Consider the following 13778-nt stretch of genomic DNA (forward strand, 5'->3'; position numbering starts at 1 on the left):
TCAGGCGATGGACATGGCAATGCCGTCGAGGATGTCGTGTTCGCTGACGATAAGGGCGGAAATGTCGGCGCGGCGGGATAATTCGTAGGCGAGCACCTCGGTGATGACGGCGCCGCCGCCGATCACGTCGACGCGGCCCGGATGCATGGGGCCGAGGGCGGCGCGCTCGTCGTGGTTCATGCCGATCAGGCGGTCGCAGACCGCACGGACCTGATCCAGGGTCAGGCTGGTGAGATGGACCCGCTCCGAATCGTATTCGGGCAGATCCAGGGCGACGGCGGCGAGGGTGGTCATGGTGCCCGCCACGCCGACCCAGGTGTGCGTGCCGTCGACGGGCACCTTGTCGAAGGCCTCGGCTAGTCGTTCGGTGGCGAATTCCCGTGCGGCGGCTACCTGTTCGGCGGTCGGCGGATTACCGGGTAGGCACCGCTCGGTAATCCGGACGCAGCCGATATCCGCGGAGAACGCGGCCCGCACGCCATCGCTGTCGCCGACAACCAGTTCGGTGGAACCGCCGCCCAGATCGACGACAACGAAAGGCCCCGCGTCGCTGGGCAGTTCGCCGACGGCACCGGTGAACGACAGTCGCGCCTCCTCGTCACCGGTGATCACCTCGGCCTCGGCGCCCGGCACCACGGTGCCGAGTTCGGCACGGGCCATGGCGAAGAAGTCCTCGCGGTTCGCGGCATCGCGGGTGGCCGAGGTGGCGACCATGCGCACCCGGCTGACGCCCGCCTCGCGCATCAGCGCGACGTAGTCGGCGAGCGCGACCCTGGTGCGCTCGATGGCTTCCGGCGCAAGCGAACCGGTCGCGTCCACACCCTGACCGAGCCGGACGATGCGCATCTCCCGGTGCACATCCGCCAGATGGCCGTCGCCGAGCACATCGGCGATCAATAGTCGGATCGAATTCGTCCCGCAATCGACTGCTGCTACCCGATCACTCATGCTCAGCTCCGCTCATATCAGGCCCCCGGCCCATTTCCCAGTGACGCTCACCGCAGCCCCATCATCCCAGCGCCTACGCCACCCGCGCTCATTCCAGCACCCGCGCTCAACTCAGCGCGCACGTTCTCCCCAGCGCCCGTGGTCAGTTCAAGCGCCGCGCTCATGTCATTGCCCGTCGGTTGGGGTGTGGGGCGGGTCGTATTTCGGCCAGTCGGCGGGGATGGCGGTGCCGCGTAAACCGTGTTCGGCCGCCATCGCTACCGCTTCGTCGCCGAACGGATTGACGCCAGGGCCCTTGGCCAGTGAATGCGCGATCAGCACGTGCAGGCATTTCACCCGCTCCGGCATGCCGCCACCGGTGAAATCGGTGCCCAGCGACTCGATTTCATCGCGTTCGGCCAGATAGCTCTCGTGCGCGGCGCGGTAGGCGGCGGCCAATTCCGGATCGGTGGCGAGGCGTTCGGTCATTTCCCGCATGACGCCCGCGGATTCCTGCCGACTCGCCTCGGCGGTGAGCCGCGGATCGGTCAGGTAGTACAGGGTCGGGAAGGGGGTGCCGTCGGGCAACCGCGGCGCGGTCTTCACCACCGCGGGCAGCCCGTCCGGAGTGCGGTAGGCGACGGCGAGCACGCCGCGCGGTTCGCGCCCCAACTGCTTGGCGATGATCTCGAGATCGCGGTCGTTCGGTGCGGTCACCTGGGTCCTTCCGGTGCTGGCGTCGGCGCGGCGGGCGGCCCGGCCGGTGCGGCCGCGGGCGAGGCGGGGGCCTGCTGCGGTTGGGAGATGCTGCGCCACAGTTCGGTGTACCAGGGCTCGGGCGCCTTCGACCGGGTCGGCGCGGCGGGCGGCGCGGGCGCTTCGATACCGGGCACCTGCACGATATAGGGCGTCTCGCCGGGCATGACCAACCGCAGCCGATCCCTGGCCTCGGAGCGGACATAGGCCGGATCCTGTTGCTGCGCACGGCGATCCCGCAGCTTGGCCAGATCGGCCTCGAGTTCGATGCGCTCCTGCGCCAGGTGCGCGGCCTCGGCGCGCTGGGTGAAGTAGGTGCGCAGCGGCACGGCCAAGGTGAGCGCCAGGGCGCACACCACGATGGCCAGGATGACGGCCTTGCCGGTGGAGAGCCCGAGGATGGTGCGATCGTGCTCGGCGACGCGCGGCTTTATCTTCCGCGGCTCGGCCTTCTTCTCGGCGGATTCGGACCGCCTGCGGGTCGTCCGCTTCGGTGCGGCCGCCGGAGATTCGGCGGCCGGGCGCGATCTGGCAGAGCGCGACGTGCGGCGGTTCCCCCGTCCGGCCGGACTGGATCCACGCGCACGTCGCTCTGTCATACCGCTTTCCTGATCGACTAGCCCTCGAACGCGAACCGCGGGAACGCGACGTCGCCCGCGTACCGTGCGGAATCGCCGAGCGCGTCCTCGATGCGCAGCAGCTGGTTGTACTTGGCGACGCGCTCGCTGCGCGCGGGAGCACCGGTCTTGATCTGGCCGCTGCCGACCGCGACCGCCAGGTCGGCGATGGTGGTGTCCTCGGTCTCGCCGGACCGGTGGCTCATCATCGTCTTGTAGCCGTTGCGGTGCGCGAGCTCGACGGCATCCAAAGTCTCGGTGAGCGTGCCGATCTGGTTGACCTTCACCAGCAGCGCGTTGGCCGCGCCCTTGGTGATGCCCTCCTCCAGGCGCTCCGGGTTGGTGACGAACAGGTCGTCGCCGACGAGCTGCACTTTGTCGCCGATCTGATCGGTCAGCGCGACCCAGCCGTCCCAGTCGTCCTCCGACAGCGGGTCCTCGATGGAGACCAGCGGGTAGGCGGTGAGCAGTTCGGCGTAGAACTGCGCCATATCGGCGGCCGAGCGCACACTGCCCTCGAATTTGTAACCGCTGCCCGCGGTGTAGAACTCGGTCGCGGCGACATCGAGCGCGAGCGCGACATCGGTGCCCAGCTTCAGACCGGTCTTCGCGATCGCGACGCCGATCAGATCGAGGGCTTCCTTGGTGCCGGCGACCGACGGCGCGAAACCGCCCTCGTCACCGAGACCGGTGGACAGGCCCTTGGACTTCAGCACCGACTTGAGCGCGTGGTACACCTCCGCACCCCAACGCAGCGATTCCTTGAAGGTCGACGCGCCGATCGGGGCGACCATGAACTCCTGGACGTCGACGCCGCTGTCCGCGTGCGCGCCGCCGTTGAGGATGTTCATCATCGGCACCGGAAGCACATGCGCGTTCGGGCCGCCCAGGTAGCGGAACAGCTCGAGACCCGAGGATTCGGCGGCGGCGCGGGCCACGGCGAGCGAGACGCCGAGCAGGGCGTTGGCGCCGAGGCGGGACTTGTCCGGGGTGCCGTCCAGATCCAGCAGGACCTGGTCGACGGTGCGCTGCTCGACCGCGTCGAGTCCGATCACGGCGGGCGCGATCTCGTCGAGGACGCCCTCGACGGCCTTCTGCACACCCTTGCCGCCGTAGCGCTCACCGCCGTCACGCAGTTCGACGGCCTCGTGCTCGCCGGTGGAGGCACCCGAGGGCACAGCGGCCCGGGTCAGGGTGCCGTCGTCGAGGGCGATCTCGACCTCGACAGTGGGGTTTCCGCGAGAATCCAGGATCTCGCGAGCTCCGACCTGTTCGATGATGGCCACGAAAACGACACTCCTTCGGCTGCTGGCACGGTAGGTCTGACGGGAAGGGCCGTGCGCCTGCGAGCCTAGCGTCCTCGCGGACTGCGTAGTAACCGGCACTCCGACGAATCCCGTCACGTTGTCGCGGGGACCACCCGTTCTTTCGTCCAACGGGTGCTCATGCCCGGCGTCCGACGCTGTAGGCGGCGGCGCGATCACGGACGGTCAGCAGATACGCATTGGATTGGTTGTAGGTCAGCAGGGCTTGCTGCCAGCCGCGCTCGGAGGTCAGATCACCGCCGCTCGCGCACAGGTAGCGGGCCGCGGTGAGGGCGGCGTCATCGATATTCTGCGGGTCGGCAATGCCGTCGCCGTTGGCGTCGACGCCCCAGCGCTTCCAGGTCTCCGCAATGAATTGCAGTGGGCCGAGCGCCCTGTCGTAGTCCGGGTCGCCGTCGAGCTTGCCGCCGTCGGTGTCCTTGACCAGTGCGACGCCGGGTGAACCGTCCAGCGCGATGCCGATGATCGGCGGGTGCACGGTGCCGTCCGCGTCGACCGCCGAACCGCGATGGGTGCCGTGTTTACTCTCCACGCTGGCGATCCCCGCGATGGTGGTCCAGCCGATACCGCAATCGGGCCGAGACCGCGCCATAATTGCCGCCGCATAGCCGTACGCCTCCAATGCGACGCTCGGAATGCCGAGTTTGTCGGATTGCTCATCGGCCCAGTCGCGCAATTGCGCGGCGGTGCGACCGGGAGCATCCAGGTTGATCAGCGGCAGCGGCGTGCCGGGCCCCGGCGGAATACCCTCCGGAATGGGCGGCAGATTGCGTTCGGCTCCGCAACCGGCGAGCACAAGGGTCACCAGTGCGGCGACCAATACGCCGGTCAGCTTCGCGAGCATCCCCCCATCATCCAGATCCGGACGACCATCTCCGCGATGCACGCGCCGCGGCAAGCCCAGCGTCATCTAGCCTCCCCCTCCGACGGCGCATGCCCAGTCACGCGCTCCGTGATCCGAGACTACCGAGCAAATCGCCCGTAGTGCGGCCGCATTTCGTCCTCACATACTTAAAGCACATGAAGCACACGCTGCGGCACCTAGCCGAGGAGTTCGCGGGTCGCGGTGTGCGATGGAGTAGTGAGCACCGTTGCCGCCGGGCCGGATTCGACGATGCGGCCATGGTCGAGGACGACGAGGTGCGAGCAGTGGCCGGTGACCAGGGCCATGTCGTGGGTGATGACCAATAGGCCGGTGTCGTGTTCGGCGCGGATGCGGTCCAGCAGGGTCATGATCGAGACTGCGGTGTCGTGGTCCAGGGCGGAGGTGATCTCGTCGCAGACCAGTACCGCTGGCTCGGCCGCGAGCGCTCTGGCCAGTGCTACTCGCTGGCGTTGACCGCCCGAGAGTTCGTGGGGATAGCGCGTCGCCAATTCCGGCGCGAGCTCGACCGAGTCCAGCAGATCGATAACGCGTTGCGCCAGGCGCCGTTTCGGTACGCGGCCGATGCGCCGCAATGGGCGACCGAGCGTCTGCGCGACGGTCCGACGCGGATTGAGCGCGGACCGCGGATTCTGCGTGACCAGCTGAATCCCTTTGCGGCCATTACGGGCTCGTCGGCCGGGACCGACCGGTATCGGCTCACCGCCGAGTTCCAGCGAGCCGGTCGCCGCATGGTGCAGACCGGCGATCACCCGCGCGAGAGTGGTCTTGCCCGCCCCGGAAGCCCCGACAACCGCGAGCGCCGAGCCGCCCGCCAGCACGAGATCGATACCGGCCAATACGTGTTGCCCGTCGATCGATGCGCAGATATCCCGTGCACACAGCAGGGGTTCCGAGATACCTGCGGACCGCAGTGCCACCGGATCCCACATCGAATATCGCTCCGCCGCCGGACTGGGCGAAGCAGACGGCCCGTCGACCGCAGTCGGCGCGGCGGTGGCCTCGATCACCGTGCTTCCGATGCGCTCCACAAGGGGCAGGCCGTTCGACATGTCGGGCACCGAGCGTCGAGCGGAACCCAGCACGACCGACGCGAGGCGATCGTCGGTGGACGCAGCTATCCCCCTCGGCTGCGCGGAGTTCGGCCCGGCCGCGTCGCCTCCGCTCGGTTGCGACGATATCGGCGCACCGTGACGAATTGGCGCGGCCGAACGCCCATCGGTGCGCACGCCGAGCTCGACGACCTCATCCGCGATGGCGTGGATGGTGGCGGTGTCGTGGCCGGAGAGCAGGATCGCCGCCGAGCGTTGGGCGGCGATTTCGGCTAGCAGGCGGGCGATTTCGGTGCGCAGGGAGCCGTGGAGTCCGGCGAGAGGTTCGTCGAGGATGAGGATTTCGGTGTGGCGGACCAGTGCGCGGGCGAGGGCGACTCGGCGCTGCTGGCCGCCGGAGAGTTCGCCGGGTCGGCGACGCAGGTGTTCGGCGGACAGCCCGACCAGTTCCAGAGTTTCGGGCACGGCGGCGGCTGGGTGGCCGACCTCGTTGAGCAGGGTGCGCACGCGCATCAGCGGGTTGAGCGCGGAGCCGGGGTCCTGGCCGACATACGCGACGTGATCGCGCCGGAATCGTTGCAGTGCCGCAGAATCCAGTGTGAACACATCGTGGCCGGCGACCAGAGCCGAGCCAGCGGATCGCCTGGCTCCCGTTGGCAGATGTCCCAGCAGTGCACGCATCAGCGTGGTCTTGCCCGATCCGGAGGGACCGGTCAGTGCCGTGACCGAACCCGCCGCAACGCGGAATGTGGTGGGCCCGAACAGCTCCTGACCATTCGGGCCGCAAACGCTCAGCGCCTCGACGACGACCGGCTCGCTCATGCCTGCGCCTCGCTAGCGCTCGGACCGGACATCGACGGTTCATGACCACGACGCGGCGGCCACCACCGAGCGACCCATCGTCGACGCGTCCCCGGGCGGTGGTGCTCGAAGGATGTCACCGCGAGGTTCACGCTGACCGCGACAACCGCGATCGCCAGGCTCGGGGCCAGCACCGACCACGGGTTGAGGAGCATGCCGGAGGCGTTCTCGCGCACCATGACTGCCCAGTTGCTCGCACCGAGCGTGGTCGGCAGTTGCAGGAATGAGGCGGTGCTGACCACGTAGATGCCCTCTACGAAACGCAGGCCCAGTTGGGCGGCCAGAACTTCGCGCAGATTCGGGATAACCTCACGGAATACCAAGTGCGGCAGGGTTTCACCGCTGGCCTGGGCGGCTTCGACATAGCCGCTGGCCGCGACGCCTGCCGCAGCGGCTGCGAAAACCCTTGCGCAGTAGGGTGTGCCGAAGAGCATGGCGACCACGACCAAGCCATAGACGCCCGCGTCCGGCCAAGCCGTCAGCACCAGCAGGATGCCGAGTACGGCCGGGAGCAGGATCGCGAAATCGGCCGCACCTTCGATCACCGCCCCGACCCGAGGACGCAGTGCCGCCACCGCGCCGAGCACGCAGGACAGCGCCGTCACCGCAACCGCGATCACGGCGGCCAGCAAGAACAGACCCCAACCGCCATAAAGCAATTGGGTCAGCACATCCCGTCCGAGCCGATCGGTGCCCAACCAGGTATCCGCGCCGGGCCGGGCGAACGGAATCCCGACCGCCTCCTCGGCAGGTCGAGTCGCCGAGGTCGGCCCGAGCACAGCAGCGACAACTACCGCCAACGCTGGCAATACGATGAGGAATCTCTTCACTCGCGACCTCCCGACCGGGCCATGGCGCCGACAACCGCGTCGACCATCGGAATCCACTGCGCGCCGGTCATATCCGCCCACGCAATGCCCAGGCCCGAATCCCGTCCGCCAGCGCCAACATCGCCATGATGACCACCCCGGTCAGCGCGACCACCGCGGCAATCAGGGAGGTGTCCCGATCGGCGACCGAACTGGCCAGCACCGCACCGAGGCCCGGATAGTTGAAGATGGTCTCGACCACCAGCGCGCCGCCGAGCAGCATGCCGACCGTGGTCGCGAAACTCGCCACGATCGTCGGCAGCGCGAAGGGCAGTACATGGCGGGTCAATACCGTGGTGGCCGAAAGTCCATCCAGCGCCGCACTTTCCACATGTGGCGCCCGAGCCGCATCCAGCAATGCCGCGCGCACCACGCGAGTGTTCCACCCGATCTGCGGTATCGCCAGCGCGAGCACCGGCAGCACCAGCATATCCGGACTGGCCGGAAAGCCCGAGCGACCGGTAATGGTGACGGCGGGCAGCCATCCGGCCCCCAGCGAGAACACCAGAATCAACAATGTCGCGGTGACGAACTCCGGAATCGCCGCGGCCGCGGTGGTGGTCGGCTGCAGGAACCGAGTAGCCGCACCCCGCCGGGCCGCCCACCAGCCGCCGAGCAACAGCGACGCCACCACCGTCACCAGGAAAGCGATCCCACCCAGCAACAGCGTCGGCGGAAACTTATCGGCCAGCAGCTCATTGATCGATCGCCCACGCGCCGTATGGCCGAAATCGCCGGTCGCCACACCGGATAGCCACTCGACGAAGCGCACCGGCAGCGGCCGGTCCAGTCGCAGTTCGTGTTCCTTCGCCGCGATCCGCTCCGGGGTGGCGTCGCGGCCGAGCACAGCGCTGGCCGCACTCCCTGGCAGTGCGTCGACGGCCACGAACACCGTTGCCAGCAGCGCGATCAGCAGGATGACGCGCCGGATGAGGAGTCGGGCGAAGGACATCACTCCGCGAGCCAGGCTCGTTCCAACTGCACCCTGGCGAAGCCGCCGAGGGTCGGCACGTCGCGCACCCGGGACGCGGCGATGTCGATACCGTCGGCCATGCCCCAGACCAGGTAGCCGCCGCGGGCATATTCGATCCGCTGCACGTCGCGGCAGGCTGCCGCATATTCCGCATCACCGGGCGCGGCAAGGGCTTTCGCGGTCACCGCATCGAATTCTGCGTCCTTGAAGCCGGTTTCGTTGCGATTCGAGCCCGATGACATCAGCTTGGTCGCGAAGAACAGCGCGGAATCATTGGTGCCCCAGGAGACCGTATACAGCGGCGCCTTCAACCAGGTCTGGTCGTAGAAGGTGTTCGACTCCTGTGTCACGACATCGAGCCGCAGTCCGATATCGGCCAACTGTGTGGCGATCACCTTCGCCGATTCGACCTCACCCGGCGCCTCGGCCTTGGTGAGCAGTTGGTAGCTGCGACCGCTATCGAAGCCGGCGTCCCGCAGCAGCGTCTTCGCCCGGTCCACATCTCGGGTTCGCTGCGCGATGGTGTTGTCGTACAACGGATCCCCGGTCCCGAGGATATCGTTCGCGATCGTCCCGTAACCCGAATGCACCTGATTCACCAGGGCCTTGCGATCCACACCCAACCGAATCGCCTCGCGGACCCGGGCATCGGCGAACGGCCCGTCGGAGGTCCGCATCGCAACCCCGACCATGGTGTCGTTCGGCCGCCGCACCACTCGCAGATCGCCGCGCCCGTCGGCCGTGCGTCCCGCGATCGCGCCGACATTGGAAGCCAGATCGATCTGCCCGCCCAGCACCGCATTTCCCAGCGCTGTCACGCTGTCGAACATGGTGACCTCGATGGCATCCAGCAGCGGTACCGGACCGTGCCAGCGGTCGTTGCGCACCAGCCGGGCATTGCCGCCCTGGTAGGACTCCAGCCGGAACGGGCCGGTGCCGATGGCCTTGGTGAAATCGGTGGTGTCCTTCTTGACGGTGAAGGTCATCAACCGAACTAGCAGCGGCAGTTGGGAATTCGGTTCGGGCAGCGCGATCACCACCCGGTTCGGGCCGTCTGCGGTGATATCCGCCACGGCGGCAGGCATTTTCGACGCACCGCCCACGGTGCGCAGCCTGCGCAGCGACCACACCACATCCTCGGAGGTCACCGGGGTCCCGTCATGGAAGGTCGCACCGTCGGCGATGGTGAAGCTCCAGCGGCGGCGCTCCGCATCGGCTTCCCACCGACTGGAAAGGCGCGCAGCAATATTCGGGTTCGCACCCGGTACCGTGAGCGCGTCGTACACCAGCGAGGTGATGAGGAAGTCGCTGTCATTGCTGAGATTCGCGTGCGGATCCCGTTCGATCCGGGCCGCACTGCCGAGCGCACCGACTCGCAGGGTGCCGCCGCGGCGCGCCGGCCCGCCGGAATCGCCGCCGTCCGAGCACGCGGCGACCAACAGCACCGCGCCGACGCCCAGTCCCGATCGCAGCAGTTGTCGCCGATTCCATTCCATGGAGCTGCCTTCCTCGAGCCTTCGAGTTACCCGCGCGCGATCGCAAACCGTAGCCAATCGAGCTAGGACAGGCTAGCCTAAGGGGATTCCAGCCGTTGGACTTTCCTGCACCGCAGCCCCTGGACACCGGCCCGATATCGATGCCGCGAAATAGCTACAACCGGCAACACCGAGTCCTAATCTCAGTCATACTCACTCGCTATTTTCGCGACGCGCTTAGGTAAGGCTTGCTTAAGTCATCCAGAGGCACTAGCTTCGCAGATCGAATCGTCAAACCCCCGCTTTTCGACCCGATGCGAAGAAGGGATCCCTGGTGAAAGGCGTTCTCTCCGAACGTAAGACGCTTCACCCGCTAGATATCGAACGCCGCGAGCTGCCCACTACCGCCGGTTATGCGGTGCGCGCACTCGCCCATGAGATATGCATCACACTCGACTGGCGGACCGATGGCGCGGCCGATACCGCGCGCACGCTGACCGATCCGGCATTGCTCGAGCAAATCGATGCCCGCGTCGGCGAGTTGCCCGATGCGGTGCGCGTCGCCATGCGCCCGCCCGCCACGGCTGCGGGCGCCACCATCGTCGGCAAATTGCCTTTGGCCGATGCCGAATTCGGCCCGACCCCGCCGAGTTGGGTCGAGGCGGCCCACTGGAGTGGTGAAGCCGAACGCCGCGCGAGCTCATTCGAATTCGACGTCGTCATGTTGCTGCTCGCTCGCAGCGCGGGTGAACCGTTCGGCTGGCAGGGCCAGCAGGGCGGGCGCCTGGTCAACAACATCGTGCCCTCCCCCGGCCATGAGCACGAACAGTCCGGCGCGAGCAGCAAAACCCTGCTCAGCCCGCATACCGAGGACGCATTCCACCCGGACCGGGCCAATCTGCTGATGCTGGCATGCCTGCGCAATCCGGATAACGTCGGCACCACCGTCTCCTCGGTGCGCCGGACCGACCTCACCGACGACGAGCGCCGAGTACTGCGCACGCCGACCCTGCCGATCCTGCCCGACGTCTCCTACGGCACCGGGCACGAGCACTACTCCGCGATCCCGCTGCCGACCCTCTGGAACACCGAATCAGCCGGTGACACAGCGGATTTGACGCTGCGCTACGATCCGGCATACACCCCGCTCGACGATGCGGACGCCGAATTCCGGCTGGCGTACACGCGCCTCACCGCGGAGCTCGAACGGGTCTGCGTCACCGCCGCGCTCACCCCCGGCGAACTCCTACTGGTGGACAATGACGTCGCGGTGCACGGTCGAGTGCCGTTCACCGCGCGCTACGACGGCACCGACCGCTGGCTCAAGCGCGTCAATATCCGCCTGCCCGAACGACGACGGCGATCCGCGGAGGCCGACGAAAATGGCTATGGGCAACGGATCGTCGCCCCTTTCCGAGCGGTAAGCAACCCGCTCGCGATCGACGGTGTACCGGCCCGGGCTACCGCTCGGACCGCAGTGAGGCTGGATACCACACAACATGATCGAGGAACCGTTGAGCACCCGTGACCGGAGCACACCACTGCGCGTGCTGAGCCGCAGCGACCTCGCGGACGTGCCCATCACGCCTGCCGATGTCGTGCGCGCGGTGGAAGAGGCGTATCTCGCCTTTGCCGCAGGCGATTCGGATAATCCGCGCAAACTCAGTGTGGCGAATCCGGACGGCTGGTCGGTGGCCTATGCCATGCTCGGCCGCGACGGCCGCCGCCGCGTGGTCGCGATGAAGACCTCCTACAAATTCGATCCCGGCCACGACCGCAGCACCAAGCGCTACTACACGACCATTACCCTCTACGACGACAGCACCGGCGCGCCGATCGCGATGATGGACTGTGCCAGGGTCGGCGCGCTGCGCACCCCGGCGGTCTCGGCGCTGCTGGTACGCGAGACCGCACGCCGCGGCGCGGAGAGCGTGCTGCTGATCGGGACCGGTACCCAGGGCCGAAATGCCCTGCCGCACTTGCTCGCCGCCAATCCGCAGCTGCGCAAGCTGATGCTCTACGGCACGCATCCGGAGGGCCTGGCGGCGGTGCGCGCTTACCTCGCCGAATACAACCCGCGCGCGGTGCTGGAGACCGTCGAGGATCCCCGGGCAGCCGCGGGCGCCGCCGATGTCGTGCTGGCCACGGCGGGGCCGGGCACCGAGGTCGCGATCGAATCCGAGGATCTCGCGCCGGGATCGACGGTCGTACTCGTCGGTTACGGATTGGCGCCGTCCACGCTGGTCGACGCCGACCGCGTAATCGCGACCAGCGCCGAGCAAATGGCGCTGACCGGCACCGATATGGTCGGCCCCGACGGCAGGCTGCGATCGGTCGACGCCGAACTGCCGCAGATCCTCAGCCGCCGCGCGATCGCCCGCAGCTCCGACGACGAGCGGATCTTCGTCTACAACAGCGGGTTGGTGCTCACCGATATCGCCGTCGCGCACGCGCTCGCCGAACGCGCCATCGCCGAGGGACGCGGCACGGAGGTTCCCCTATGGGACTAGACATCAGCGCCGTCGGATTCGACAAGAAGGTGCGCACCCTCGGCACCGCCGAACCCGATGGCACGCTGCTGTTCGACAATGGTTCGACCCGCGACAAGGTCAAGTTGGGCGATCGCGCCACGGAGACAACCGAATCCGCTGATCCCGCCGTGTTGGCCACGGTCCGGGCACTGCTGAGCATCTGCGCGGCGCCGCTGCCCGCGCACACCGACGACTGGGAGCGCCGGTTGCTCGCCGATCCGAATCTGCTCGGCGATATCGCCTTTGCGGTCGGCGGGCCATTTCACGTCATGTATCCGGCGCGAGTCGCGTCGAATATCAACCAATTCCGGCAGGCGTTCGAGCGCGCCGGGGTGGATGGTTCGATCTACTACGGCAAGAAGGCCAACAAGGCGGCCTGCGTCGCCCGTGCCTGCGCCGAACATGGTGCTGGCGTGGATGTTTCGAGCGCAGGCGAGCTGAATGCGGCGCTGTCACAGGGCATTCGCGGTGACGAGCTGATGGTGACCGGTCCCGCCAAATCCGATGATCTGCTGTGGCTGGCGGTCCGGCACGGCGCGTTGATCGCGATGGACAGTCTCGACGAACTCGAAAGGCTGGCCGCACTCACCACGCCCGCCGCCGTGGCCCGCGTGCTGCTTCGGTTGCTGCCCAACGGATCCGCCAGCCGTTTCGGCATGACCGCCGACGAACTGGACCGCGCGATCGCGGTGATCGGCGCGTCCGGCACCCTCGGCCACGAATCGATTCGCCTGCAGGGCTTCAGCTTCCACCTCTCCGGCTACGACGCGGTCGCACGAGCCGACCAGGCCGATGAGCTGATCACCCGCTGTCTGGACGCGCGCACCCTCGGTCATCCGGCCACCACCATCTCCATCGGCGGCGGATTCGGCGTCGACTACGTCCCGGCCACGGCCTGGTCCGAATTCACCGAATACGCGAACCGGCAATGGTTCCACGCCGGCAAGTCCTTCGACTCCTACTACCCCTACCACTTCCCCGCGCCCGGCCCCGCCATGCTGACCGCGATCCTCGAGCACAACGGTCTGGCAGAGCGGTTGCGCGACAACGACATCCAGCTTGCCATCGAGCCGGGCCGAGCACTGCTGGACCGCGCCGGATCCACCGTCTTCCGGGTACAGGGCAGCAAGACCCGCCACGCCGACGGTCACCCCTACCAACTGCTCACCGTCGACGGGACCAGTCTGAGCCTGTCCGAGCAGTGGTTCGACAGTGAGTACCTGCCCGATCCGATCCTGTGGCCGCCGCGCCCCGGCGAGCGCACCCCGACCTGTGTCGGCGCGGCCAGCTGTCTGGAATCCGACATGCTCAGCTGGCGGCGCATCCCGCTGCCCCGGCGGGCCGAGGTCGGCGATCTGCTCATCTACCCGAATACGGCTGGCTATCAAATGGATTCGAACGAGTCGGCCTTTCATGAACTGCCGATTCCACCGAAGGTGATCCTGCACGACACCGGCGATCGACTCCGCTGGACGCTCGACGCCGGATAGTCCGGCACCCCGCCCGCCC

Annotated in this window: 12 protein-coding genes; 3 read left to right on the top strand and 9 right to left on the bottom strand. The window is 67.7% G+C overall.

The annotated features are described in order from the left end of the window. The 9 genes from ACHQ4I_RS15435 to ACHQ4I_RS15475 all read right to left on the bottom strand — a co-directional run bounded on the left by ACHQ4I_RS15435 (position 1) and on the right by ACHQ4I_RS15475 (position 9759). Positions 1–948: a Ppx/GppA phosphatase family protein gene (locus ACHQ4I_RS15435; RefSeq protein ID WP_420772390.1), complete on the bottom strand. Its 948-nt coding sequence runs from the start codon at positions 946–948 to the stop codon at positions 1–3. A gap of 165 nt (positions 949–1113) precedes the next feature. Then, positions 1114–1644, bottom strand: a complete 531-nt coding sequence (locus ACHQ4I_RS15440; RefSeq protein ID WP_420772391.1) for a DUF501 domain-containing protein — start codon at positions 1642–1644, stop codon at positions 1114–1116. Continuing rightward, complete coding sequence (locus ACHQ4I_RS15445) at positions 1641–2282, bottom strand: FtsB family cell division protein (RefSeq protein ID WP_420772392.1); 642 nt, start codon at positions 2280–2282, stop codon at positions 1641–1643. Before ACHQ4I_RS15445 ends, ACHQ4I_RS15440 begins: the two co-directional genes overlap by 4 nt. A 17-nt stretch (positions 2283–2299) precedes the next feature. Then, positions 2300–3586, bottom strand: a complete 1287-nt coding sequence (eno, locus tag ACHQ4I_RS15450; RefSeq protein WP_420772393.1) for a phosphopyruvate hydratase — start codon at positions 3584–3586, stop codon at positions 2300–2302. Between the two features lie 157 nt (positions 3587–3743). Further along, a complete protein-coding gene (locus ACHQ4I_RS15455; RefSeq protein WP_420772714.1) occupies positions 3744–4469 on the bottom strand; it encodes a lytic transglycosylase domain-containing protein in 726 nt (241 codons plus the stop codon). A gap of 197 nt (positions 4470–4666) precedes the next feature. Beyond that, a complete protein-coding gene (locus ACHQ4I_RS15460) occupies positions 4667–6382 on the bottom strand; it encodes an ABC transporter ATP-binding protein (RefSeq protein ID WP_420772394.1) in 1716 nt (571 codons plus the stop codon). Then, on the bottom strand, positions 6379–7251 hold the full coding sequence (locus ACHQ4I_RS15465) for an ABC transporter permease (protein WP_420772395.1): 873 nt from the start codon (positions 7249–7251) through the stop codon (positions 6379–6381). Before ACHQ4I_RS15465 ends, ACHQ4I_RS15460 begins: the two co-directional genes overlap by 4 nt. Positions 7252–7318: 67 nt before the next feature. Then, positions 7319–8242, bottom strand: coding sequence for an ABC transporter permease (locus tag ACHQ4I_RS15470; RefSeq protein ID WP_420772396.1), 924 nt, complete (start codon positions 8240–8242; stop codon positions 7319–7321). Continuing rightward, the gene (locus ACHQ4I_RS15475) at positions 8242–9759 is read right to left on the bottom strand and encodes an ABC transporter substrate-binding protein (RefSeq protein ID WP_420772397.1); all 1518 of its coding nucleotides are present in this window, start codon (positions 9757–9759) and stop codon (positions 8242–8244) included. The genes ACHQ4I_RS15470 and ACHQ4I_RS15475 overlap by 1 nt, the downstream gene beginning before the upstream one ends. Before the next feature lie 313 nt (positions 9760–10072). Here ACHQ4I_RS15475 and ACHQ4I_RS15480 point away from each other — a divergent pair, with 313 nt between their 5' ends. The 3 genes from ACHQ4I_RS15480 to ACHQ4I_RS15490 are packed head-to-tail and all read left to right on the top strand — an operon-like array spanning position 10073 to position 13759. Next, positions 10073–11266: a TauD/TfdA family dioxygenase gene (locus tag ACHQ4I_RS15480; RefSeq protein WP_420772398.1), complete on the top strand. Its 1194-nt coding sequence runs from the start codon at positions 10073–10075 to the stop codon at positions 11264–11266. Then, positions 11238–12248: an ornithine cyclodeaminase family protein gene (locus ACHQ4I_RS15485; RefSeq protein WP_420772399.1), complete on the top strand. Its 1011-nt coding sequence runs from the start codon at positions 11238–11240 to the stop codon at positions 12246–12248. Before ACHQ4I_RS15480 ends, ACHQ4I_RS15485 begins: the two co-directional genes overlap by 29 nt. Then, positions 12239–13759 (top strand): type III PLP-dependent enzyme domain-containing protein, encoded by a 1521-nt coding sequence (locus tag ACHQ4I_RS15490; RefSeq protein WP_420772400.1) that lies wholly within the window; start codon positions 12239–12241, stop codon positions 13757–13759. Before ACHQ4I_RS15485 ends, ACHQ4I_RS15490 begins: the two co-directional genes overlap by 10 nt. Positions 13760–13778: the final 19 nt, after the last annotated feature.

The organism is Nocardia nepalensis (genome assembly GCF_048910785.1).
In the GTDB taxonomy this organism is placed as follows: Bacteria; Actinomycetota; Actinomycetes; order Mycobacteriales; family Mycobacteriaceae; genus Nocardia; species Nocardia nepalensis.

What these genes read in the sequence shown, in the direction of transcription:
- ACHQ4I_RS15435 (WP_420772390.1), bottom strand. Translation starts at nt 948, where the DNA reads ATGAGTGATCGGGTAGCAGCAGTCGATTGCGGGACGAATTCGATCCGA.
- ACHQ4I_RS15445 (WP_420772392.1), bottom strand. Translation starts at nt 2,282, where the DNA reads ATGACAGAGCGACGTGCGCGTGGATCCAGTCCGGCCGGACGGGGGAAC.
- ACHQ4I_RS15455 (WP_420772714.1), bottom strand. Translation starts at nt 4,469, where the DNA reads ATGCTCGCGAAGCTGACCGGCGTATTGGTCGCCGCACTGGTGACCCTT.
- ACHQ4I_RS15460 (WP_420772394.1), bottom strand. Translation starts at nt 6,382, where the DNA reads ATGAGCGAGCCGGTCGTCGTCGAGGCGCTGAGCGTTTGCGGCCCGAAT.
- ACHQ4I_RS15470 (WP_420772396.1), bottom strand. Translation starts at nt 8,242, where the DNA reads ATGTCCTTCGCCCGACTCCTCATCCGGCGCGTCATCCTGCTGATCGCG.
- ACHQ4I_RS15475 (WP_420772397.1), bottom strand. Translation starts at nt 9,759, where the DNA reads ATGGAATGGAATCGGCGACAACTGCTGCGATCGGGACTGGGCGTCGGC.
- ACHQ4I_RS15485 (WP_420772399.1), top strand. Translation starts at nt 11,238, where the DNA reads ATGATCGAGGAACCGTTGAGCACCCGTGACCGGAGCACACCACTGCGC.
- ACHQ4I_RS15490 (WP_420772400.1), top strand. Translation starts at nt 12,239, where the DNA reads ATGGGACTAGACATCAGCGCCGTCGGATTCGACAAGAAGGTGCGCACC.